General features: G+C 72.8%; 20 protein-coding genes. 15 read left to right on the top strand and 5 right to left on the bottom strand.

The genetic code is table 11. The features are described 5' to 3' along the window. Positions 1 to 44: 44 nt before the first annotated feature. Positions 45 to 713: an FtsZ-binding protein FzlA gene (gene fzlA / locus DOO78_RS06105; RefSeq protein WP_111468852.1), complete on the top strand. Its 669-nt coding sequence runs from the start codon at positions 45 to 47 to the stop codon at positions 711 to 713. A gap of 149 nt (positions 714 to 862) precedes the next feature. Here fzlA and DOO78_RS06100 read toward each other — a convergent pair whose 3' ends face one another. After that, positions 863 to 1,693: a tetratricopeptide repeat protein gene (locus DOO78_RS06100; RefSeq protein ID WP_111468851.1), complete on the bottom strand. Its 831-nt coding sequence runs from the start codon at positions 1,691 to 1,693 to the stop codon at positions 863 to 865. A 46-nt stretch (positions 1,694 to 1,739) separates the two neighbouring features. Between DOO78_RS06100 and DOO78_RS06095 the strand changes: the two genes are divergently transcribed. After that, entirely contained in the window at positions 1,740 to 2,609 is an 870-nt protein-coding gene (locus DOO78_RS06095; protein WP_111469071.1) for a Rossmann-fold NAD(P)-binding domain-containing protein, read from the top strand. A 113-nt stretch (positions 2,610 to 2,722) separates the two neighbouring features. Here the strand turns inward: DOO78_RS06095 and DOO78_RS06090 are convergent, their stop codons facing one another. Both DOO78_RS06090 and DOO78_RS06085 read right to left on the bottom strand, forming a co-directional pair. Next, complete coding sequence (locus DOO78_RS06090) at positions 2,723 to 3,478, bottom strand: alpha/beta hydrolase (protein WP_111468850.1); 756 nt, start codon at positions 3,476 to 3,478, stop codon at positions 2,723 to 2,725. After that, the gene (locus tag DOO78_RS06085; protein ID WP_111468849.1) at positions 3,475 to 4,668 is read right to left on the bottom strand and encodes a fumarylacetoacetate hydrolase family protein; all 1,194 of its coding nucleotides are present in this window, start codon (positions 4,666 to 4,668) and stop codon (positions 3,475 to 3,477) included. The genes DOO78_RS06090 and DOO78_RS06085 overlap by 4 nt, the downstream gene beginning before the upstream one ends. Positions 4,669 to 4,850: 182 nt before the next feature. On the opposite strand from DOO78_RS06085, the gene DOO78_RS06080 reads away from it, so the two are divergent. The 4 genes from DOO78_RS06080 (at position 4,851) to DOO78_RS06065 (ending at position 8,569) form a co-directional block, all read left to right on the top strand. Continuing rightward, positions 4,851 to 6,185 carry an ABC transporter substrate-binding protein gene (locus tag DOO78_RS06080; RefSeq protein ID WP_111468848.1) on the top strand — a complete coding sequence of 445 codons (1,335 nt, stop codon included), beginning with the start codon at positions 4,851 to 4,853 and terminating at the stop codon, positions 6,183 to 6,185. After that, entirely contained in the window at positions 6,185 to 7,105 is a 921-nt protein-coding gene (locus DOO78_RS06075; RefSeq protein ID WP_111468847.1) for a carbohydrate ABC transporter permease, read from the top strand. The genes DOO78_RS06080 and DOO78_RS06075 overlap by 1 nt, the downstream gene beginning before the upstream one ends. Next, a complete protein-coding gene (locus tag DOO78_RS06070) occupies positions 7,102 to 7,974 on the top strand; it encodes a carbohydrate ABC transporter permease (protein ID WP_111468846.1) in 873 nt (290 codons plus the stop codon). The genes DOO78_RS06075 and DOO78_RS06070 overlap by 4 nt, the downstream gene beginning before the upstream one ends. Positions 7,975 to 8,059: 85 nt before the next feature. Beyond that, entirely contained in the window at positions 8,060 to 8,569 is a 510-nt protein-coding gene (locus tag DOO78_RS06065; RefSeq protein ID WP_111468845.1) for a DUF2478 domain-containing protein, read from the top strand. Positions 8,570 to 8,611: 42 nt separating this feature from the next. Here the strand turns inward: DOO78_RS06065 and DOO78_RS06060 are convergent, their stop codons facing one another. Then, positions 8,612 to 11,278, bottom strand: a complete 2,667-nt coding sequence (locus DOO78_RS06060) for a S8 family serine peptidase (protein ID WP_111468844.1) — start codon at positions 11,276 to 11,278, stop codon at positions 8,612 to 8,614. Positions 11,279 to 11,620: 342 nt separating this feature from the next. Between DOO78_RS06060 and DOO78_RS06055 the strand changes: the two genes are divergently transcribed. Then, complete coding sequence (locus DOO78_RS06055; RefSeq protein ID WP_111468843.1) at positions 11,621 to 12,793, top strand: glycosyltransferase family 4 protein; 1,173 nt, start codon at positions 11,621 to 11,623, stop codon at positions 12,791 to 12,793. Next, the gene (locus DOO78_RS06050) at positions 12,790 to 13,725 is read left to right on the top strand and encodes a glycosyltransferase family 9 protein (protein ID WP_111468842.1); all 936 of its coding nucleotides are present in this window, start codon (positions 12,790 to 12,792) and stop codon (positions 13,723 to 13,725) included. The genes DOO78_RS06055 and DOO78_RS06050 overlap by 4 nt, the downstream gene beginning before the upstream one ends. A 70-nt stretch (positions 13,726 to 13,795) precedes the next feature. On the opposite strand, the gene DOO78_RS26900 is transcribed toward DOO78_RS06050, so the two are convergent. Then, entirely contained in the window at positions 13,796 to 15,829 is a 2,034-nt protein-coding gene (locus DOO78_RS26900) for an Ig-like domain-containing protein (RefSeq protein WP_165838749.1), read from the bottom strand. Between the two features lie 241 nt (positions 15,830 to 16,070). On the opposite strand from DOO78_RS26900, the gene thrS reads away from it, so the two are divergent. The 7 genes from thrS to rplS all read left to right on the top strand — a co-directional run bounded on the left by thrS (position 16,071) and on the right by rplS (position 22,533). Next, positions 16,071 to 18,026 carry a threonine--tRNA ligase gene (gene thrS / locus DOO78_RS06040; RefSeq protein WP_111468841.1) on the top strand — a complete coding sequence of 652 codons (1,956 nt, stop codon included), beginning with the start codon at positions 16,071 to 16,073 and terminating at the stop codon, positions 18,024 to 18,026. A gap of 68 nt (positions 18,027 to 18,094) precedes the next feature. After that, positions 18,095 to 18,619, top strand: coding sequence for a translation initiation factor IF-3 (gene infC, locus DOO78_RS06035; protein ID WP_111468840.1), 525 nt, complete (start codon positions 18,095 to 18,097; stop codon positions 18,617 to 18,619). Between the two features lie 275 nt (positions 18,620 to 18,894). Further along, entirely contained in the window at positions 18,895 to 20,292 is a 1,398-nt protein-coding gene (gene ffh, locus DOO78_RS06030) for a signal recognition particle protein (protein ID WP_111468839.1), read from the top strand. A 26-nt stretch (positions 20,293 to 20,318) separates the two neighbouring features. Continuing rightward, complete coding sequence (gene rpsP / locus DOO78_RS06025; RefSeq protein ID WP_111468838.1) at positions 20,319 to 20,657, top strand: 30S ribosomal protein S16; 339 nt, start codon at positions 20,319 to 20,321, stop codon at positions 20,655 to 20,657. A 55-nt stretch (positions 20,658 to 20,712) separates the two neighbouring features. After that, positions 20,713 to 21,258 carry a ribosome maturation factor RimM gene (gene rimM / locus DOO78_RS06020; protein WP_111469070.1) on the top strand — a complete coding sequence of 182 codons (546 nt, stop codon included), beginning with the start codon at positions 20,713 to 20,715 and terminating at the stop codon, positions 21,256 to 21,258. Further along, positions 21,255 to 22,097: a tRNA (guanosine(37)-N1)-methyltransferase TrmD gene (gene trmD / locus DOO78_RS06015; RefSeq protein WP_111468837.1), complete on the top strand. Its 843-nt coding sequence runs from the start codon at positions 21,255 to 21,257 to the stop codon at positions 22,095 to 22,097. Before rimM ends, trmD begins: the two co-directional genes overlap by 4 nt. A 22-nt stretch (positions 22,098 to 22,119) precedes the next feature. Further along, positions 22,120 to 22,533 (top strand): 50S ribosomal protein L19, encoded by a 414-nt coding sequence (gene rplS, locus DOO78_RS06010; RefSeq protein WP_111468836.1) that lies wholly within the window; start codon positions 22,120 to 22,122, stop codon positions 22,531 to 22,533. Positions 22,534 to 22,578 lie beyond the last annotated feature (45 nt).

Genomic DNA, 22,578 nt, shown 5'->3' with positions numbered 1-22,578 from the left:
CACGGCGCTTTCCCCACCGCCGCCCGGATGGCATAAGCCGATCCGTGCGTGTCCTATATCATCTCCCGCTTTCGCCCTTTGCGCGCAAAGTCCGCCTGGCCATGGCGGAGAAGCGCATCCCCTTCGAGCTCCGCGTCGAGCGGGTCTGGGAGAGGCGGCCCGAATTCCTGGAGATGAACCCGGCCTGCACCGTCCCGGTGCTGCAGGAGCCGACCGGCCTCGCCATCGCCGACAGCTACGCCATCTGCGAGTATCTGGACGAGGCCTATCCGGATACCGGCCTGCTCGGCCGCACCCTGGCCGAGCGGGCCGAGACCCGGCGGCTGGTCGCCTGGTTCGACGGCAAGTTCAACCTCGAGGTCACGCGCAACCTGCTCTTCGAGAAGCAGATGAAGCGCATGCTGGGCCGCGGCAACCCGGATGCCTCGGCGATCCGCGCCGGCTACCAGAACCTGCGGCCGCATCTCGACTATATCGGCTGGCTGGCGGAGACGCGGAGCTGGCTGGCCGGGGCGCAGCTCAGCCTGGCCGATTTCGCCGCCGCGGCGCATCTCTCGGCCCTGGACTATATCGGCGACATCGACTGGAGCCTGAACGACGCGGCGAAGGAGTGGTACGCCCGCTGCAAGTCGCGCCCCAGCTTCCGCGCCCTGCTGGCCGAGCGGGTCAGCGGCGTCACCCCGCCGGCGCATTACGACGACCTGGACTTCTAAGAACTCCCCACAAAACCGCTTCGCGGCTTTGCGGGGACCCCATGGTCCCCTCTTGTCCAAGGGGGCGTCGCTGCCCATGGCAAAGCCATGGCGGGACGACGGGCGGCGACCGGGCCGGCGGGCGTCCTGCGCCCCTGGCGCGCTGGCCCTCACCGCCGCTTCGGGCCGGCCTCGTTCAGCGCCAGGTTCTGCTGCGCCAGGTCGGCCGCGGCGCTGTCCGGCGCGACGGCGATCACCCGCTGCCAGTCAGCCCGCGCGCCCTTCGCATCGCCGCGGAGCTGGCGGAGGATGCCGCGCTCGAGCAGCGCCTCGGCATTGTCCGGCGCCAGCGCCAGCGCCCGGTCCACCGCGCCCACCGCCTCCGGCAGCCGGTCGAGGTGCCGCAGGGCCGCCGCCTGGAACACCCAGGCCTCGGCCCGATCCGGCTCCGCCTGGGTCACCCGCGCCAGGTCGTCGAGGGCGTCGCGGTAGCGGCCGAGCGTCCCGAGCGCCACCGCCCGGTCCAGCATCAGGCCGGTATCCTCCGGCGCGATGGTCAGGCCCATGGTCGCCGCGGCATAGGCGCGGCCGGCCTGGTCGGCCAGCATCCAGCCCTGCACCGCCTGGGCGAAGACCGCCGCCCGCGCCGCGGCGCTGCCCTGGCTGTTGCGGGCCAGCGCCTCCAGCCGCTCCGCCGCCCGGTCCGGCTCGCCCAGCGCCAGCAGGGCCAGCGCCGCGCAGTGCCGCGCCCCCTCGCCGCCGCCGGCGCCCTCCCAGCCCTCGGCGAAGCTCAGCGCGCCATCCGGGTCGCTGCGCAGCAGGCCGAGGCATTCCTCGTATTGCGGCCCCTCGGCCAGGCGCGGGATGTCGGGCGGCAGCGGCAGGCCCTCATCCGCCGCCTCGGCCCCGGGGCCGCCGGCCGGGATCAGGACCAAGCCGCCGCCGAAGGCGAGCAACAGGGCCAGGACGGCGCCGAGCAGGACGGGACGGGGGCGGACCACGCGGGGGAGTCTAGCGATGCGCCCCGATCCACGCCAGATCGGGGGGATGACGGAACACGATCCTGGAAGGCTGGTGGTCGCCGGCCTCGGCTACAGCGGCAGCGCCGTGGCGCGGGACGCCGCGGCGGCGGGCTGGCAGGTCACCGGCACGGCGCGGGACCCGGCGCGGGCCGCACCGCCCCCCGGCGTCGCCGTGCTGGGCTTCGACGCGGCCGGGGAGGCGATCGCGGCGGCGACGCATCTTCTCGTCACCGCCGCGCCGGGGGAGGCGGGCGATCCGGTGCTGGCGGCGCATGCGGCGGCGATCCGCGCCGCCCCGGCGCTCCGCTGGATCGGCTATGTCTCGACCACCGGCGTCTATGGCGACCGCGGCGGCGCCTGGGTGGACGAGGCGACGCCGCCCGCCCCGGGGCAGGCGCGCAGCCGGCGGCGGCTGGCGGCGGAGGAGGCCTGGCGGGCGGCGGCGGCCGGGCGGGCGCTCGACCTCTTCCGCGCCGCCGGCATCTACGGCCCCGGCCGCAGCGCCTTCGACGACCTCCGCGCCGGCCGGGCGCGGCGGATCGGCAAGCCCGGGCACCTCTTCGGCCGCATCCACCGCGACGACATCGCCCATGCCGTGCTCGCCGCCCTGCGCCAGGCGCCGGGGCCGGGCGTGCGGGTGCTGCATCTCGCCGATGACGAGCCGGCGGAGAATGCCCGGGTGGTGGAGGAGGCGGCGCGGCTGCTCGGCCTCGATCCGCCGCCGCTCGTCGATTTCGCCGCGGCGCTGCCGGCGATGTCGCCCATGGCGCGGAGCTTCTGGGCGGAGAACCGCCGCATCGGCAATGCCGCGACCAAGGCGGCGCTCGGCCTCGCCTGGCGCTATCCGAGCTACCGCGAGGGGCTGCGGGCGATCCTGGCGGAGGAGGGGGCTTGAACTTCCCACAAAACCGCTTCGCGGCTTTGCGGGGACCCCGGGGAGTCCCTTCGGCGTCTCGGAGACCGGTCGGGCGAGCGGTCCGTCGGGGGGAGGCGGGCTGAAGGCAGCCGCTACCCGCCCTCCAGCAGCGCCCGCAGCACCTGCCGCAGCAGCCGCAGGTCCTGCGGCCGGGAGAGGCGGTGGTCGCCATCCTTCACCAGCAGCACCTGCACATCCGGCCCCTCGATGGCCTCGGCGATGCGCAGCGCGTGCTCCCAGGGCACGTCCGGGTCCCGCTGGCCCTGCAGCAGCCGCACCGGGATGCCGAGCGGGACGCCGGCCTGCAACAGCAGGTGGTTGCGGCCCTCCTCGAGCAGCGCGCGGGTGATGGGGTAGGGGTCGCCATAGGCGCTCGGCCGGTGCCAGACGCCCTCCCGTGCCATCGCCACGCGCGCCTCGGGCGGCAGCGCCGCCTCGATCCGCGTGGTGAAGTCGGGCGCCGCGGCGATGCCGACCAGCCCGGCCACGCGCTGCGGCTGCCGCAGGGCCAGCAGCAGCGCGATCCAGCCGCCCATGGAGGAGCCGACGAGGATCTGCGGCCCCTCGGTCAGCGCCGCCAGCACCGCCGCCGCATCCGCGGCCCAGCGGCCGATGGTGCCGTCCACGAAGCGCCCGCCGCTCGTGCCATGGCCGCTGTAGTCGAAGCGCAGGAAGGCCTTGCCGCGCCCGGCGCAGAAGGCCGAGAGGTCCTCGGCCTTGCTGCCGGTCATGTCGCTGTTGAAGCCGCCGAGGAAGACCACGCCCGGCCCGGCGCCCCGCCGCCGCCGCCAGGCGAGGGCGGTGCCGTCGCCGCGGTCGAGCGTGCCCTGCTCCTCCGCCCCGCTCATCGCCGCGGCAGGCCGCGCTGGGCGAGGTTGGCGAGGAGGGCGCCGGTGCCGAAGCCCCAGGGCGGGCAGGCATCGGTGCGCGCCACCTCGTTGACCAGCGCGCCGAGCCGCGGCGTGGCGATGCGCACCAGGTCGCCCGGCTTGTGGGTGAAGCCCTGGCCCGGGGCGCCGCGGTCCTTGCCCGGCGAGAAGGGCGTGCCGAGGAACAGCACCGCCCCGTCCGGATACTGGTGGTGCGGCCCGATGAGCTGGCCGACGAGGTCGCGCAGCTCGCGGCTGATGGCGCCGACCGCGCCCTGCTCCTCCAGCCGGAAGCCGTCGGCGCCCTCGATCGTCAGCGTGACCTCGGCGGCGTGCACATCCTCGAGCGAGAAGCCGGCGTCGAAGAGCCGCAGCACCGGCCCGATGGCGCAGGAGGCATTGTTGTCCTTGGCGCGGCCGAGCAGCAGCGCCGAGCGGCCCTCGATGTCGCGGAGGTTGACATCGTTGCCGAGCGTGGCGCCGAGGATGGCGCCGCGGGCATTCACCGCCAGCACCGCCTCCGGCTCCGGGTTGCTCCAGTGGCTCACCGGATGCACGCCGACCAGCGCCCCGGGGCCGACCGCGGCCATCGGCTGGCATTTGGTGAAGATCTCGGCATCCGGGCCGATGCCGACCTCGAGATACTGGCTCCACCAGCCGCGCTCGACCAGCGCCGCCTTCAGCCGCATCGCCTCCGTGCTGCCCGGCTTCACCGCCGCGAGGTCGCGCGCCGATCCGGCGGTGCCATCGCCGGCCAGGACGCCGCGCAGCTCGGCGCGCACCGCCTCGGCCTGGCTGGCATCGCCATGGCAGCGCTCCTCGATCACCCGCTCCAGCATGGAGCGCACATAGGTCACGCCGCAGGCCTTCACCGCCTGCAGGTCGATCGGCGGCAGCAGCCAGGGACGGTGGGGATCGCGCCGGTCATGCGCGCTGTTGGCGAGCACCGCCGGCAGGTCGAGCGGCATGGGCACGCCGCGGGTGCGGATGGCGCCGATCGGGTCGGGCTCGTTCAGCCAGGCGCTCACCGTGCCGAAGCCGGGCGTCATGTCGAAGGCGGCGCCGCGCAGCACGGCGACCGCGCTCGGGCCTTCCGGCGTCATCACCCGCGCGGCGAGGCAGCCGTCCCGCCAATCCTCCGGCAATGCCATCCCCTCGATGCGCGGCATTCCAGCACTCCTCCCCCCCATCGGTCCGGCGCGGCAGCCTAGCCGAGTCCGCGCAGGCGGGAAGCCCCCACCCCGTGGCGCGGCGCAGCGGGACGGGCTTGCCGGCGGGCCGCGTTATGGCCGACCATCGCCGCCGCAAACACGGGCGGGCACGCATCCGCCCCGGAACGGGGAGAAGGTCCATGCAGGGCATCACGCGCCGCCAGGCGCTGCAGGCCGGCGCGGCGGCGATCGCCGCCCCGGCCCTGGTCGAGCGCGCCGGCGCGCAGGGCGGCTTCGACTGGCGCCGCTTCCGCGGCGAGCGGATCGAGGTCACCGTGCAGCTCTCGCCGCGCGGCCAGTTCCTGCAGCGCCACAACGCCGAATTCGAGGAGCTGACCGGCATCAAGGTCGGGCTGGAGGTGGTGCCGGAGCAGCAGCACCGGCAGAAGATCATCGTCGAATACGCCTCCGGCCGGCCGAGCTTCGACGTCACCGAGATCAGCCTGCACGTGAACAAGCGCCAGGTCGGCAAGGCGCGCTGGAACACCGACATCCGGGCGCTGCTCGCCGATCCCAGCCTCACCGCGCCGGATTTCGACTTCGACGACTACGGCAAGGGCATGGTGACCTACGCCACCCAGTCCGACGGCCGGCTCGACAGCTGCCCGGCCGGCGCCGACTACTTCATCCTCTACTACAACAAGGCGCTGTTCGAGGCGGCGAAGCTCGAGGTGCCGACCACCTGGGACGCGATGCAGGAGACGGCGAAGCGCCTCGCCGATCCCTCGAAGCAGGTCTACGGCCATGTCGGGCGCGGGCTGAAGAACGCCAATGTCGTGCTCTGGTCGAGCTACCTGCTCGGCACCGCGCAGCGCGACATGATCGACGCCAACCGCCAGCTCATCACCGACACGCCGGACGCGGTCTGGGCCGGGGAGACCTATCGCCGCTTCATCCGCGACCTCTCGCCGCCCGGCTCCATCGGCTTCAACTGGAACGAGTGCCAGACCACCTTCATGCAGGGCCGCGCCGCCATGTGGGTGGACGGCATCGGCTTCGCCGCGCCGCTCGAGGACAAGGCGCGCTCGCGCGTCGCCGGCCGCGTCGGCTATGCCGTGGTGCCGAAGGGGCCGGGGCCGCAGCACCATTGCGCGCTGTTCGGCGCCGGCTACGGCATCCCGGAGGCCTCGAAGAAGAAGGGGCCGGCCTGGTTCTACATCCAATGGGCGCTCGGCAAGCGCAACCAGCTCGAATGGCTGACCTCGGCCGCCGGCGTGCCGGCCCGCAGCAGCCCCTTCCGCAACGAGGAGGCGATCGGCAAGAGCCACTTCCCGCGCGAGTTCTTCCAGACCCTGGAGGCGAGCGCGAAGATCGCCCGCGCCGGCCTGCCGGAGATCGTCCCCGTCACCCAGTTCCGCGACGTGATCGGCACGGCGCTGACCAACACCCTCGGCGGCGCCGACGTGGCGGCGGAGCTGAAGCGGGCGACCGCCGAGTTCCGCCCCATCCTCGAGCAGAGCGAGCGGGAGAGCTGATGCCGCAGGACGCCGTCACCCTGGCCAGGCCGGCGGGGGCGGCGCAGGCCGCCCGGCGCCGCAACTACGCCCGGCGCTATGCCTGGTTCGTCGTGCCGGCGGCCTGCGTCGTCATCGCCGTCATCCTCTTCCCCTGGGCCTTCACCCTCTATGTCTCGGGCTTCGACTGGCATCTCGGCAGCGAGCGGCGCTGGGTGGGGCTCGACAACTACGTCCGGCTCTTCGCCGATGCCCGCTTCGGCTGGGCGATGCTGCGGACGCTGTTCTACACCGCCCTCGCGGTGGTGGCGCCGATGCTGCTCGGCCTCGCCGCCGCGCTCTGCTTCCACCGCCGCTTCCCGCTGCGCGGCCTGGCGCGCACCGTCTTCATCCTGCCGATGATGGCGACGCCGGTCGCCGTCGCCCTGGTCTGGACCATGATGTTCCACCCGCAGCTCGGCGTGCTGAACTGGCTGCTGACGCAGGTGGGGCTGCCGCCCTCCATGTGGGTCTACAGCGCCGACACCGTGATCCCGACGCTGGTCATCGTCGAGGTCTGGCACTGGACGCCACTGGTGATGCTGCTGATCCTGGGCGGCCTCGCCTCCCTGCCGCAGGACCCCTACGAGGCGGCGAAGATCGACGGCGCCAGCGCCTGGCAGGCCTTCCGCCACGTCACCCTGCCGCTGCTGGCGCCCTTCATCGTGGTCGCGCTCATCATCCGCAGCATCGATGCGCTGAAGGCCTTCGACACCATCTACGTCATCACCCAGGGCGGGCCGGGCCAGGCGAGCGAGACGATCAACATCTTCCTCTACCTGCAGGCCTTCGCCTTCTACAATGTCGGCTATGCCAGCGCGGTGGTGGTGGTGTTCTTCGCCATCATCATGGCGCTCGCCGCGCTGCTGCTCTGGACCCGGCAGCGGGTGCGCGTGACATGAGCGGCCGCGTGACCCACACCGCGCCGCGGCGCACGCCCCTCTGGTACCGCCTGCGCCGCTGGCTCGGGCGGCTCGGCTTCGGCCTTGCGGTGCTCGCCCTGATCTCGCCGGCGGTGCTGGTCTTCCTCTGGATGCTCTCGCTCTCGCTGAAGACCGAGCTCGACAACACCGCCTGGCCGCCGGTCTTCCTCCCCGACCCGCCGACGCTCGAGAATTACCGCGAGGTCTTCGCCCGCAACGACTTCCTGCTCTATGCCTGGAACAGCGTGGTGGTCTCCGTCACCGCGACCGGCCTCGCCCTGCTGGTCGGCGTGCCGGCCGGCTACGGCATCGCCAAGATGCGGGCGATGCGGGCGGCGGCGCTGATCCTGATCGCCCGCATCACCCCGGGCCTCTCCTACCTCATCCCGATGTTCCTGCTGTTCCAGTGGCTGGAGCTGACGGGCACGCTGCTGCCGATCATCGTCGCGCATCTCGTCATCACCGTGCCCATCGTGGTCTGGGTGATGATCTCCTTCTTCGAGGGGCTGCCGGGCGAGCTGGAGGAGGCGGCGCTGGTCGATGGCGCGACCCTCTGGCAGGCCTTCCGGCACGTGGCGATGCCGCTGGCGCGGCCGGGCATCACGGTCGCCACCATCCTCGCCTTCATCTTCTCCTGGAACAACTTCGTCTTCGCCATGGTGCTGGCGGGGCGGGAGACGCGGACCCTGCCCGTCGCGGTGAACAACATGCTGACCTTCGAGCAGATCGCCTGGGGCCCGCTCTCGGCCGCGGCGCTGCTCGTCACCCTGCCGGTGCTGCTGCTGACCCTGCTGGCGCAGCGGCAGATCGTCGCCGGGCTGACCGCGGGCGGGGTGAAGGGGGCCTGATCGCGCTGCACGGCGCTGCCGCGCGCCGTCGCGGAGGCCCCGGGGCGTGCTAGGCTCGTGCGGCGATGGCAGGGGAGAGGGAGCGATGCAGCGATTTGCCGTGCTCGGCGGGGCCGAGGGGCCGCGGCTCCAGGCGCTCCTCGCGGCCGCCGTCGCCGAGTGGCAGGCCGCCGGGCTGCGCGTCGCCGGCACCCTGGCCGAGGCGCATGGCCTGCCGGGTCGCGCCTGCGGCGCCGGCTTCCTGCGCGACATCGGCAGCGGCCGGGCCTTCCCGATGTTCTTCGAGACGCCGCCCGCCGGCACCGCCTGCCATCTCGACGCCACCGGGGTGGAGGCGGCCGCGGCCGCGGTGCTCGGGCAGATCGCCGGCTGCGACCTCGTGGTGCTGAGCAAGTTCGGCAAGCTGGAAGCGGCCGGCGGTGGCCTCGCCCCCGTCTTCGCCGCGGCGATCGCGGCCGGCAGGCCGGTGCTCACCAGCGTCTCCGACCTGCACCGGGAGGCCTGCTTCCGCTTCGCGCCCCAGGCCCGGCCCCTGCCGGCCGAGGCGGCGGCGATCCGCGGCTGGTGGGCCGGGATCGCCAGGCTCGCCGCCTAGGGCAGATCCCGTCCGGGTGTCTCCACCCGGACGGGCCAGGCGTCAGATCAGCGCCGCCTCGGCCGTGCGGCCCTCGAGGACGCCGTAGCTGAGGAAGTGCAGCAGCGGGTCCACCCCGGCGGCCGCGACATCGGCGTAGCGGTGCAGGTAGGAGTCGGTGTCGAAGGCCGCCGACGGGTCGCGCCCCTCCCGCCAGCCATAGATCTGGTAGTGCAGCAGCGGGTCGAGATGGGCGGCGGCGACGTCGGTATTGGCCGTCAGGTAGAAATCGGTGTCGAAATAGGCATTCGGGTCGCGCCCTTCCCGCCAGCCGTATTCCTGCCAGTGCAGCATCGGGTCGACGCCCGCCGCCGCCACGTCCGGGTTGGCCAGGCTGTAGAAGGTGGGGTCGAAGTCGCCCCGCAGCCTGGCGCCGTCGATCACCGGATAGATGTCGCGCCCCTCCGCCTGGCCGTATTGCAGCCAGTGCAGCAGCGGGTTCAGCCCCGCCGCCGCGACATCCGGGTTGAAGTGCAGGTAGAGCGAGCCGTCGAAGCCGGCCGAGGGGTCGTCGTCCCGCTGCCATCCCACCCAGGCATAGTAGTCGAGCGGGTTCACCCCCATCGCCTGCACGTCCTTGTGGTTCGCCAGGTAGCTGGTGGTGCTGAACCAGGGGTTGGGGTCGCGGCCCTGCTGCCAGCCTTCCGTGGCGTAGTGCAGGTCGGCGGCGATGCCGGAGGCGTACACATCCGCATTGTGCTGCGCGTAGTAGAGGCCGCGGACCATCGGGTTGCTGCCGAGGGCGATGCTGCCGTCGCTGAACTGCAGCGTCGCCACGCCCGAGATCGTGTCGAGGCTGTGCGGGCCCGCCACCATCACGCGCTCGCCGCTGGCGACGTCCGCATAGGCATCGAGCGGGCGCAGCAGCTTCACGATGTCATGGCCGCCGCCGCCCTCGGTGACGTTGGCCCCGCGGCCGGGCATGAAGACCGTGTCGCCGGCATCGCCGTACAACGCGTCATTCCCGTCGCCGCCATACACCTCGACGATATGGGCCGCGGGATTGATCACCGACAGCGTGCCGTCGACGGAGAGGGTATGCGCCGGCAGGTCGAGGATCACGTCGCCCGTCACCGCCGCGGCGTTGATCGCGATCTGGTTGGTCGGCGAGGTGACGATCAGCCGCGACGAATCCTCGGCCGCGAGGGAGGGGAAGTCGTCCGTGTAGACGAACTCCTTCACCGTGCTCGCCGCGGCGGCGGACACCTCGATCGTGGCATCGACGAGGTGCTCGACGACGGCCGGGTCCTCGTTCAGGCTGAGGACGGCAAGCCGCCAGGTGCCGTCGATCTTCTCGCCCCAGAAGCCCGGCGTGGTCAGCGTGAAGCCCCCTTCAGGCCAGGCCACCGTCTCCGTGCTCTTGGCGAATTGCAGCAGCGGGATCCGGGTGCCCGTGGGCGAGACCAGCTCGATGGCGAGGTTGGCGGCGTTGGGCGTGTCGAGATGCAGGGCCAGGCTGACATGCTCGACCGTGCCGCTGCCGGTGAGGTGCAGGGGGATCGAGGTCCAGCTCTCCGACAGCGTGACGGCGCTTGGGGGCGTGTAGGCCGTCTCGTAGGTCAGGGTGTTGGCGGCGGTCTTCGCCTCGCGCCCGATATAGCTCTCCGCCAGCCGCACCGCGGCATGCGCGTCCACCAGGCCGAACCCGTAGTCCCGGTTGAACAGGCGGCCGCCGCCATTCCAGGTGCCGGCGGTGTTGGTGATCCAGCCCGTCGCGGCCTCGTCGGTGAGGCGCGCCGAGGCCGACAGGATCTCCTGCACGTCGCGGTAGCCGAGGCCGGGATTGGCCTCCAGCATCAGCGCCACGACGCCGGAGACGAAGGGCGTCGCGGCGGAGGTGCCGTTGAAGTCGTAGGTGTAGTCGCCGGCGCTGCCCGCGGTGGTGTTGTAGCCATCCGTGCCGGTGCGGTCCGTGGTGGCGATGCCGTTGCCGGGCCGGGTCGCCGACTGGTCGGTCTGCGCGCCGCCCGGCGCCGAGATCAGCAGGTCGGCGCCCGGCGTGCTGTAGCCGGTGGCGACGCCGTTGTTCTGCACCGCGCCCACGCTGATGACATAGGGCAGGTCGAGCTGCAGCTCGAGCACCCCGTCATCGCCATCGGCGCGGCCGTTGCCGTTGGCGAAGACGATGATCGTGCCGAGGCCGTTGCGCCCCTGCTCGATCAGCGCCGCCGTGCCCTCCTCCGGCAGGGCGAAGGGCACGGTCGCGCCCCAGCTGTTGTTCACGATGTCCATGCCGTCGGCCAGGGCATGCTGGAAGGCGATGGTGAATTGGTCCGGCCGCACCGGGAAGGGCAGGTTCGCGCCGAAGCCGACATGGTAGACGCCGAGCGTCGCATCCGGGGCGACGCCGACGCCGCCGATGTCGTTGGACGCCGCGGCGATGATGCCGGCCACGGCCGTGCCGTGATTCTCGTCCCGGCCCAGGGGATCGCCGCCCGGCTGGTCCTGCGCGGCATCCCAGGTGGCGGAGGGGTCGATGTTCTGCCGGAGATCGGGATGGTCGAGCTGCACGCCGGAGTCGATCACCCCGACGCGGACCCCGCGCCCGGTGTAGTCGTCCCAGGCCAGCAGGACGTTGATGTCGATTCCGATCCCGCCATTCGCCTGCCCGGTGTTCTGCAGGCCCCACTGGTAGCGGAAGAGTGGGTCGGTCGGGGTGCTATCGGTCATCCTCGTTCCTCCTCGAGCAAACGCTCAGGGCTAGCAACATGAAAGGGAATGTTACCTATGGTTTATATGTTGTCCATATGAATCTTTACGTCAAGACATCATCCCGCGGTGAACGGGGGCGGCGCGGCCGGGCCGCGGCCAGGCCCCCGCGCGGTTGACGCCGCGGCGCCGGGCGCCGAGGAAGCGCAGCCCGCCATCGCCATCCCAGGACCCGCGCATGACCGAATTTCGGGACCCCGCCGGCCCGATCGCCCCTCCGATCGCCGCATCGAGCGCCCTCCCGGGCATCCCGGGGGATGGCGCGGGCCGCCGCCCTGCCGCGGCGCCGCCGCGGCGCGCCGGATGACGGCCGCCCCCACGGTGCTGCAGGTGCTGCCCGCCCTCGAATCCGGCGGGGTGGAGCGCGGCACGCTGGAGATCGCCGATGCGGTGATCCGCGCCGGCGGCCGGGCCCTCGTCGCCTCGGCCGGGGGCCGGCTGGTGGCGCCGCTGGAGCGGCTCGGCGCCCGCCACGTCACCCTGCCGCTGCGGACCAAGAACCCCGTCGGCATCCTGCGCAATGCCGGGCATCTGGCGGCGCTGGCCCGCGCCGAGGGGGTGGCGATCATCCATGCCCGCTCCCGCGCCCCGGCCTGGTCGGCGCTGCTCGCGGCGCGGCGGAGCGGCGCGCATTTCGTCACCACCTATCACGGCACCTACAACGAGGGCGTCCCGGGCAAGCGGCTCTACAACTCGGTCATGGCGCGGGGCGAGCGGGTGATCGCCATCAGCCGCTTCATCGCCGAGCACATCCGGCGGGTGCACGGCACCGACCCGGCGCGCATCCGCATCATCCCGCGCGGCGTCGACCCGGCGCTGTTCGATCCCGACGGGGTGGCGCCGGCGCGGATCGCGGCCTTGCGCGGCGCCTGGGGCGTGCCGCCGGACCGGCCGGTGATCCTGCTGCCCGGCCGCCTCGCCCGCTGGAAGGGCCAGGCGGTGCTGGTCGAGGCCATGGCGGCGGTGCCGGCGGCGGTCGCCCTGCTGGTCGGCGGCGGCGGCCCGTCGCTGCGGGCCGAGCTGGCGGCGCGGATCGCGGCGCTCGGGCTGCAGGGGCGGGTGATCCTCGCCGGCCATGCCGACGACATGCCGGCGGCGCTGCTGCTCGGCGACATCGTCCTGCATGCCTCGACCGACCCGGAGGCCTTCGGGCGCACGGTGATCGAGGCGCAGGCCATGGCGCGGCCGGTGATCGCCGCCGATCTCGGCGGCCCGCGCGAGACGGTGGAGGAGGGCGTGACCGGCTGGCGGGTGCCGCCCGGCGACCCGGCGGCGCTGGCCGCGGCGATCCGGCGGGTGCTGGCCCTGCCGCCGGCCGAGCGGGCGGCGATCGGGGCGCGGGCGCGGGCGCGGGTGCTCGCCGGCAACACCACCGCGGCGATGCAGGCGGCGACGCTCGCGGTCTACCGGGAGCTGACCCAGGGAACCGGCCAGGGGACCGACCAGGGGGAGCCGGCCCAGGGGCGCGCGGCATGAGGCCGCGCATCCTGGTCATCAAGCTCGCCGCCCTCGGCGATGTCGTGCAGGCCTTCGGCCCCTTCGCCGCCATCCGGGCGCATCACCCGGGGGCGCACATCACCCTGCTGACCACGCCGCCCTATGCCGAGCTGGCGCGGCTCAGCCCCTGGTTCGACGCGGTCTGGAGCGATGGCCGCCCCGCCTGGACGGATCCGCGCGGCCTCTGGCGCCTCGCCCGCCGGCTGCGCGCCGCGCGGTTCACCCGGGTCTACGACCTGCAGACCTCCTCGCGCTCCTCGCGCTATCGCTGGCTGGTCGGGCGCGGCGCCGAATGGTCCGGCATCGCCCGCGGCGCCAGCCATCCGCATGCCAATCCGCAACGCGACCTGATGCACACCATCGAGCGGCAGCGCGAGCAGCTCGAGATGGCGGGTATCCGGGACTTCCCGCCCCCCGACCTCGCCTGGCTGGAGGGCGACATCGCCGATCTCGGCCTGCCGCCGCGTTTCGCCCTGCTGGTGCCCGGCGCCTCGCCGTTGCGGCCGGGCAAGCGCTGGCCGGTGGCGCGTTACGCGGCGCTGGCGGCGGGGCTCGACTGTCCGGCCGCGGTCATCGGCGGGCCGGCCGAGCGCGGGCTGGCGGCGGCGATCCTGGCCGCGGCGCCGGGGGCCATCGACCTGACGGGCCGCACCGGCTTCGCCCGGCTCGGGGCGGTGGCGCGGCGGGCCGCCTTCGCCGTGGGCAACGACACCGGCCCGACGCATCTCATCGCCGCCGCCGGCTGCCCGACGCTGGCGCTGTTCGGGCCGGAGAGCGACCCGGCCCTCTGCGCCCCGCGTGGCCCGGCCGTGGCGGTGCTGCGGCACGAGGCGCTGGCACGGCTGCCGGTCGAGGCGGTGCAGGCGGCGCTGCAGCGGCTCCGCGCTGGGGGGGAACGGCCGGGCGGGTGACGCCGGCCCGCCGCCGCGCGCCGGCCTCGGCCCGTCCGGACGTTTCCGGCCGGACGGGCTCCGGCCGGGGTCAGACCAGGGCGTAGTAGCTGAGCGTGACGGCGACGCCGTCGCGGCTGTCGATGGCGGCGTTCACCAGGGCGCTCAGATCCGCCGTGACGGTGAGCTGGCCGTCGGCCAGCTCCGTCTGGAGCGCCTGGCCGGCGATGGCATAGGCCTTGGTGAGCGTGACCTGCTCGCTGCCGACCCCGAGCAGGAGGTCGGTGAGGGAGAGCAGCACCCCGTTCGCGCTCTTCACCGAGTCGGCCTGCTGGATGTCGAGGCGCTGCGACTGGCCGGCGAAGCCGAGGGTGACGTATTCGGGGTTCGTCGGGATCAGGTTGACCAGGAGGCCGTTCGAGTCGAGGTCGCCCGTGGCGATGACGGTCAGCGTGCCGGCCTGCCCGTCCGAAGGCGCCAGGCCGGCGAAGGTGAGGGCGAAATCCTGCCCGGCCGTGGTCTGGGTCGCCGACTGGGTGTAGCTCACCAGCCGCGAGACCTCGTCGGTGACCTGCACGGTGACGGCGGTGTCGAGCGTCGCGCCGTGGCTGTCCGTCGCCCGCAGCCCGACCAGGTGCTGGGTGGCCGCCTCGTAGTCCAGCGCCACCCTGGTCCGCAGCTCGTTGCCGACCACCTCGAACAGGCTGGCCTTGTCGCCCGTCACCGCGAAGCTCACCGCATCGCCGTCGGGATCGACCGCCGCGAGGGTGCCGACGACCGTGCCCGCCGCCAGGTTCTCCCGCACGCTGCCGCCGGCGAGGGAGACCGCGACCGGCGCGTCGTTGACGCCCCCGGTGACGGTGATCCGCGCCGTCGCCTCGCCGACATCGCCATCGGCATCGGTGACGCGGTAGGCGAAGCTCACCGTGTCGGAGCCGCCCTGCGGCAGGTAGGCGAAGTCGGCGGCGCCGTAGGTGAAGGTCACGCTGTTGTCGGCGTTCAGCACCAGGCTGCCATGCGCCGGGCCGCTCAGCAGCGCGAGTGAGCGCACCAGGTCGGGCGCGCTGTCATTGGCGAGGAGGTCCAGCGTCACCGAGCCGGCCTGCAGGCTGGCCGTGGCGCTGTCATCGGCCGCCGCGACCGCATCGTCCTGGGCCGTGAGGGTGACGCCATCCACCGTGATGTCGAAGGCCTCGACCCGGGTGACGGCGGTGTGCAGGGCATCGGCGGCATAGGGGGCGGTCTGCCCCTCCGGGCCGGCGATATGCGCCCGGAGGCCGGCGATGTCGGCCTGGATGGCGGTGTCGAACCACTGCGCCCGGGTGAGGGCGAGGTGCAGCGTGTCCCAGCCCGCGCCGCCATCGATCAGCTCGAGGCCGGTGGCCGGCGCCGCCGTCAGGGTCTGCTTGATGCGGTCGTCGCCCTCGCCGGCGAGCACCGTGTCGCGGCCGAGGCTGGAATCGATGGTGTCGTCGCCCTCGCCGCCCATGATCAGGTCGTCGCCCGCGCCGGCCATGAGGACATCGTCGCCGTCGCCGCCATCGAGCGTATCGGCGCCGTCGCCGCCGAGGAGGGTGTCGGCGCCGGCATCGCCGGAGAGCGCATCGGCATCGGCGCCGCCGGTCAGCGAATCATCGCCCTCGCCGCCCTGCAACGTGTTCTGCCCGGCGCCGCCGTTCAGCCGGTCGTCGCCCTCGCCGCCCTGGAGCAGGTCGTTGCCGTTGCCGCCGGTGAGCGCGTCGTCCCCGGCGCCGCCATCGATGGTGTCGTGGCCGTCGTCGCCGTTCAGCATGTCGGCGCCGGCGCCGCCCGCGATGCTGTCGTCATCGGCGCCGCCACTGGCGGTGTCGTTGCCCTCGCCGCCCTCGATGGTGTCGTTGCCGGCGCCGCCGGAAAGCGCGTCGTGGTCGGCGCCGCCATCGAGGCTGTCGGCTCCGGCATCGCCGACCAGCTGGTCGTTGCCGTCCTCGCCATGGAGCGTGTCCTGGCCGGTGCTGCCGATCACGCGGTCGGCGCCGCCGCCGGCCCAGACGCGGTTGGCGCCGCCGCCGCCGCGGGCCGCCAGATCGATGTAATCAGTATTGTTCGTGCTGCCGGAGCCAGGTACGATGAAGAGATTCGACATGCCAATCCCTTTTGCTCGGTTTTTGCGGGAATATTTCCCAACTGTCATAATCTATATTGGCGAAGATGCCGGCAGGTAGCTTTCGTTTCGGATAGTTCCTAAAATTCTCGCGACAGTTGAACCGGCACGCTTCGCTGCGCGAACGGCGCAGGGCTGGCTTTCCCCGGCGATGCTTGACGGGGAGGGGGGCGCCTGCCCATGGTCCGCGCCCTTCCAGATCCCCATGGAGACACCCCGGCCGATGCCTGCGATCACCCTGCCCGATGGGTCCGTGCGCCGCTTCGATGCGCCGGTGACGGGCACCGAGATCGCGCAGGCGATCGGCCCGGGCCTCGCCAAGGCGGCGCTTGCCATGCAGGTGGACGGCGTGACGCGCGACCTCGCCCGGACGGTCGAGCGGGATGCCGCGGTGCGCTTCATCACGCGCAAGGATCCCGAGGCGCTGGAGATGATCCGCCACGACGCCGCGCATGTGCTGGCCGAGGCGGTGCAGGCGCTCTACCCGGGCACGCAGGTGACGATCGGCCCGGCGATCGAGAACGGCTTCTATTACGACTTCGCCCGCAACGAGCCCTTCACGCCCGAGGATTTCGCGGCGATCGAGGCGAAGATGCGCGAGATCGTGGCGCGCAACGCGCCGTTCGTGCGCAGCGTCATGCCGCGCGAGGAGGCGATCGCCTTCTTCGAGGCGAAGGGCGAGAAGTACAAGGCGCAGCTCATCCAGGACCTGCCGCAGGGCGAGGAGATCAGCCTCTATTCGCAGGGCGACTGGATCGATCTCTGCCGCGGCCCGCATATGCGCGGCACCGGCGATGTCGGCACCGCCTTCAAGCTGACGAAGGTGGCCGGCGCCTATTGGCGGGGCGACCACCGCAACGCCATGCTGAGCCGCATCTACGGCACCGCCTGGCGCGACCAGAAGGAGCTGGACGCCCATCTCCACCAGATCGAGGAGGCGGAGAAGCGCGACCACCGCCGGATCGGCAAGGAGATGGACCTGTTCCATCTCCAGGAGGAGGCGGTCGGCTCCGTCTTCTGGCACCCCAAGGGCTGGACGCTCTACCGGGTGCTGGAGGACTACATGCGCCGCCGGCTGGACGCGGCCGAGTACCGCGAGGTGCGGACGCCGCAGCTCGTCGACCGCAAGCTCTGGGTGGCCTCGGGCCACTGGGAGAAGTTCCGCGAGAACATGTTCATCGCGACGGTCGAGGACGAGTCCGAGAAGGACCGCGTGCTGGCGCTGAAGCCGATGAACTGCCCCTGCCATGTGCAGATCTTCAACCAGGGCCTGCGCAGCTACCGCGAGCTGCCGCTGCGCATGGCGGAGTTCGGCGCCTGCCACCGCTACGAGCCCTCGGGCGCGCTGCACGGCATCATGCGGGTGCGCGCCTTCACCCAGGACGACGCCCACATCTTCTGCACCGAGGAGCAGATCCCGGCCGAGACGGTCCGCTTCGTCGAGCTGCTCTCCGGCATCTACCGCGACCTCGGCTTCGAGGATTTCCGGGTGAAATTCTCCGACCGGCCGGCGAACCGCGCCGGGACGGACGCGCAATGGGAGCGGGCCGAGACCGGGCTGCGCGAGGCCTGCCGGCAGGCCGGCATCGCCTTCGACCTCAACCCCGGGGAGGGGGCCTTCTACGGGCCGAAGCTGGAATTCGTCCTGCGCGACGCCATCGGCCGCGACTGGCAGTGCGGCACGCTGCAGGTGGACTACATCCTGCCCGAGCGCCTCGGCGCCGAATACGTGGCCGAGGACGGGACGCGCCGGCGCCCGGTCATGCTGCACCGCGCCATCCTCGGCAGCTTCGAGCGCTTCATCGGCATCCTGATCGAGCAGCATGCCGGCCGCTTCCCGCTCTGGCTGGCGCCGGTGCAGGTGGTGGTGGCCTCCATCGTGGACGAGGCGGCGCCCTTCGCGCGCGAGGCGGCGGCGGCGCTCAAGGCGGCGGGGCTGCGGGTCGACCTGGATCTGCGCAACGAGAAGATCAACCGCAAGGTGGTGGACCATATCGAGCAGCGCGTGCCGGTGCTCGCCGTGGTCGGACGGCGGGAGGCGGAGGAGCGCGCCCTGGTGCTGCGCCGCTTGCCGGGCCGCGAGCAGGCCAGCCTGCCGCTGGCCGAGGCGGTGGCCAGCCTGGCGCGCGAGGCGACTCCGCCCGACCGGGTGCCCGAGGGGGTGGTTGCAGCGGGCTAAGTCAAGCCCCATAACAGGCGGCTGAGCCGTTTCCACAGCGACAGGAGAGGACCATAGCAAGAGGACCCATTTCGAATCAGCCGCCGACCCGTGACGGCCCGCGGGTGAACGAGGACATCCGCGTCCCGCAGGTGCGGCTGATCGACCAGGAAGGCGAGATGATCGGCGTGATGTCGGCGCGCGACGCGCTGATGCGGGCCTATGATGCGGGGCTCGACCTGCTCGAGATCAGCCCGAACGCCGTGCCGCCCGTCTGCAAGATCACCGACTACGGCAAGTTCAAGTACGAGCAGCAGAAGAAGGCCAACGAGGCCCGCAAGAAGCAGAAGGTCGTCGAGATCAAGGAAGTCAAGGTCCGTCCGAACATCGACGACCACGACTACGACGTGAAGATGCGCCAGATGAAGAGCTTCATCGGCGAGGGCGACAAGGTGAAGGTCACGCTCCGCTTCCGCGGCCGCGAGATGGCACACCAGGATCTCGGCATCAAGGTGCTCGAGCGCATCCGGGTGGACCTCGGCGAGACCATCAAGGTCGAGCAGATGCCGCGGCTCGAGAACCGGCAGATGATCATGGTGCTGGCACCCAAGTAAGGGTGACGCCGCCGGTGCGGGACCGCATCGGCCTCCATGGATGCCGGCGCGGGCCGTGGGCCCCTTGCGGGGCCCTTGGCGCCTTCGCCCCACCCGCCGGCCCGGTTTCCCTTGACGCCGGGCCCACCGGGGCGTAGCAGCCCCGCTCCCGGGATCTTCCCGATCGAGGTCCCCTGCCCGGCAGGGGGCTCCGCCGCTCCGCGAAGGCTCGCGCAGCGGCGCATTTCCATTTGGGGCCCTCCCGGCCCCGCAGGCGAGGGGCATAGGCAGGCGGCATGTTCGAGGCCCTGTCCGGCAGGCTGAACGGCGTCTTCGACCGGCTGCGCCGCCGTGGCGCGCTCTCGGAGGCCGATGTGCAGGAGGCGCTGCGCGAGGTCCGCGTGGCGCTGCTGGAGGCCGATGTCGCCCTGCCGGTGGTCAAGGACCTGACCACGAAGGTGCGCGAGCGCGCCGTCGGCCAGGAGGTGCTGAAGAGCGTCTCCCCGGCGCAGCAGGTGATCAAGATCGTCCACGACGCCCTGGTGGAGGCCCTGGGCGGCGGCGAGGCGGATACCGGCGCCCGCGGCCTCGACCTCAACGCCCCGGCCCCGGTGCCGCTGCTGATGGTCGGCCTGCAGGGCTCGGGCAAGACCACCACCTCGGGCAAGATCGCGCTGCGGCTGAAGAACCGCGACAAGAAGAAGGTGCTGCTCGCCTCGCTCGACGTGCACCGCCCGGCGGCGCAGCTCCAGCTCGAGACGCTGGCGAAGCAGGTGGGCGTCGCCTCCCTGCCGATCGTCGCCGGCCAGACGCCGCTCGAGATCGCGGCGCGGGCGATGGATCTCGGCCGGCGCGAGCTGTTCGACGTGGTGGTGCTCGACACCGCCGGGCGGCTCGCCATCGACGAGGCGCTGATGGCCGAGGTCGCCGAGGTGAAGGCCTTCGCCCGGCCGCACGAGACGCTGCTCGTCGTCGATGCCATGACCGGCCAGGACGCGGTGAACACCGCCCGCGCCTTCCAGGACAAGGTCGGCGTCACCGGCATCGTCATGACCCGGATCGACGGCGATGCCCGCGGCGGCGCCGCGCTCTCCATGCGCGCCGTCACCGGCGCCCCGATCAAGCTGCTCGGCGCCGGCGAGAAGCTCGACGCGCTCGAGGATTTCCACCCCGACCGCATCGCCGGCCGCATCCTCGGCATGGGCGACATCGTCTCCCTCGTCGAGCGCGCCGCCGAGACCATCGACCGCGACGAGGCCGAGAAGCTGGCGGCGCGGATGCAGAAGGGGCAGTTCAGCCTCGAGGACTATGCCAGCCAGCTGAAGCAGATCGGCAAGATGGGCTCGCTCTCGGGCATCCTCGGCATGCTGCCCGGCATCGGCAAGATGAAGCAGCAGATCGAGGGCGCCAACCTCGACAACACCATGCTGAAGCGGCAGGCGGCGATCATCGGCTCGATGACCCCGCAGGAGCGGCGCAAGCCCGACCTCATCAAGGCCAGCCGCAAGAAGCGCATCGCCGCCGGCAGCGGCACCTCCGTGCAGGAGGTGAACAAGCTGCTGAAGAATTTCGACGACATGTCCGCGATGATGAAGCGGATGAACAAGCTCGGCCAGAAAGGGCTGATGCGCGGCGGCCTCGGCGCGCTCATGCCCAAGGGGATGCAGCTCCCCGGCGGCCGGAAGCCTTTCTAGATCAAGACCAGGAGCAAGCTGAGACCATGGGCCTGAAGATCCGCCTCGCGCGCGCCGGCGCCAAGAAGCGCCCCTACTACCACATCGTGGTGGCCGACAGCCGCAGCCCGCGCGACGGCCGCTTCATCGAGAAGATCGGCAGCTACAACCCGATGCTCCCCTCCGACCATGCCGAGCGCGTGCGCCTGCAGGACGAGCGGGTGAGCCACTGGATCGGCCAGGGCGCCATCGCCACCGACCGCGTGGCGAAGTTCCTCGGCAAGGCCGGGCTGGCGCCGATGCCGGAATTCCCGGAGCAGCCGAAGAAGTCGGCGCCGAAGAAGAAGGCGCAGGAGCGCGCCGCGGCCGCCGCCGCGGCGGGCTGACCCTGGCGTCCCGCCGCGGGGCGGGACGGCATCGAGGAACGGAGCGGTGAATCCGGTGGGCCAAGAGGCGCGCATCCTGGTCGGGGAGATCGGCAGGCCGCATGGCGTGCGCGGCCTGGTGAAGCTGCGCAGCTTCACCGCCGATCCCGCCGCCATCGCCGCCTATGGCCCGCTCACCGACGAGACGGGCGGGCGCCGCTTCGCGCTCACCCTGCTCGCCGAGGGCCTCGCCCGCATCGAGGGCGTCGCCGACCGCGACGCCGCGGCGCGGCTGACCGGCACCCGCCTCTATGTCGCGCGCGAGGCCCTGCCGGCGCCGGCGGCGGAGGAATACTACCTCGTCGACCTGATCGGGCTGCGGGCCGAGACGGCGGCGGGCCTGGGGCTCGGCCGCGTCCGCGCGGTCGAGGAGCATGGCGCCGGCGCCTTCCTGGTGCTGGAGGGGGAGGCGGGGGACGAGCGCCTGGTCCCCTTCACCCGCGCCGCGGTGCCGGTGGTCGACATCGCCGGCGGCCGGCTGGTCGTCGCGCCGCCCGAGGAGGTGACCGTGCCGCCCGGCGGCAGCGATGACGACGGCGGCGATGGGGAGGCGGCGGCATGAGCTGGCGCGCCACCATCCTCACCCTCTTCCCGGAGATGTTCCCCGGCCCGCTCGGCCAGTCGCTCGCCGGGCGGGCGCTGCGCGAGGGGCGCTGGGCGCTCGACAGCCTCGACATCCGCGGCTTCGCCACCGACCGCCACCGCAGCGTGGACGACACGCCCTTCGGCGGCGGCGCCGGCATGGTGCTGCGCCCCGATGTGGTGGACGCCGCCCTCGCCGCCGCGCTGGCGCCAGGGGAGGCTGCGCCGGAGGGCGCGCCGGAGGCCGCCGCCATCCCGCGGCCCGCCCTCTACCTCACGCCGCGCGGCCGGCTGCTCGACCAGGCGCTGGTGCGCGAGCTGGCCGCCGGGCCGGGGGTGATCCTGCTCTGCGGCCGCTTCGAGGGCGTCGATCAGCGCGTCATCGAGGCGCGCGGCCTGCGCGAGGTCTCGATCGGCGACTACGTGCTCTCGGGCGGCGAGCCGGCGGCGATGGTGCTGCTCGATGCCTGCGTCCGGCTGCTGCCCGGGGTGATGGGCGGCGCCGGCAGCGCCGAGGAGGAGAGCTTCTCCGGCGGCGGGCGCGAGGCGCTGCTGGAATACCCGCACTACACCCGCCCGGCCGAGTGGCAGGGCCGGCCGGTGCCGCCCGTCCTGCTCTCCGGCCACCATGCCGAGGTGGCGCGCTGGCGCCAGGCGGCGGCGGAGCGGATCACCGCCGAGCGGCGGCCCGATCTCTGGGCGCGCCACCTGCGGGCCGCCGGCCGGGCCGCGCCTCCGCCCAGGGCTGAGGCAGAGGTGACGGAAGCCGAGGATGCCGCGGCGGCGGCGGCCATGGACGGCCGACCTGCCGCCGCCTAAAGATCAAGGAAAGGACCAGACCATGAACCTGCTGCAGCAATTCGAGGCGGAGCAGACGTCCCGCCTCCTCGCCGCCCGCGCGGTGCCGGAATTCGGCCCGGGCGACACCGTCCGCGTGATGGTGAAGGTGGTCGAGGGCGAGCGCACCCGCACCCAGGCCTATGAGGGCGTGGTGATCGCCCGCAGCAACAAGGGCGTGAACAGCAACTTCACCGTCCGCAAGCTCTCCTACGGCGAGGGCGTGGAGCGCGTCTTCCCGCTCTACTCCCCCTCCATCGCGGAGATCGCCGTGGTCCGCCGCGGCAAGGTCCGGCGCGCGAAGCTCTATTACCTGCGCGGCCGCACCGGCAAGTCCGCCCGCATCCAGGAGCGGGCGGCCACCACCACCCAGGCCGCGAAGGCCGGGGCCGCCGCCCCGGCCGGGTCGCAGGCCTAAGGGCAGGGCGCCTCGCGCGGCACGGCGCGGGGCGCAGGAACGCAG

This window comes from Roseicella frigidaeris, assembly GCF_003258945.1.
In the GTDB taxonomy this organism is placed as follows: Bacteria; Pseudomonadota; Alphaproteobacteria; order Acetobacterales; family Acetobacteraceae; genus Paracraurococcus; species Paracraurococcus frigidaeris.
The sequence above is the reverse complement of the archived record's forward strand: the minus strand, read 5'-3'. Positions and strand labels throughout refer to the sequence as shown.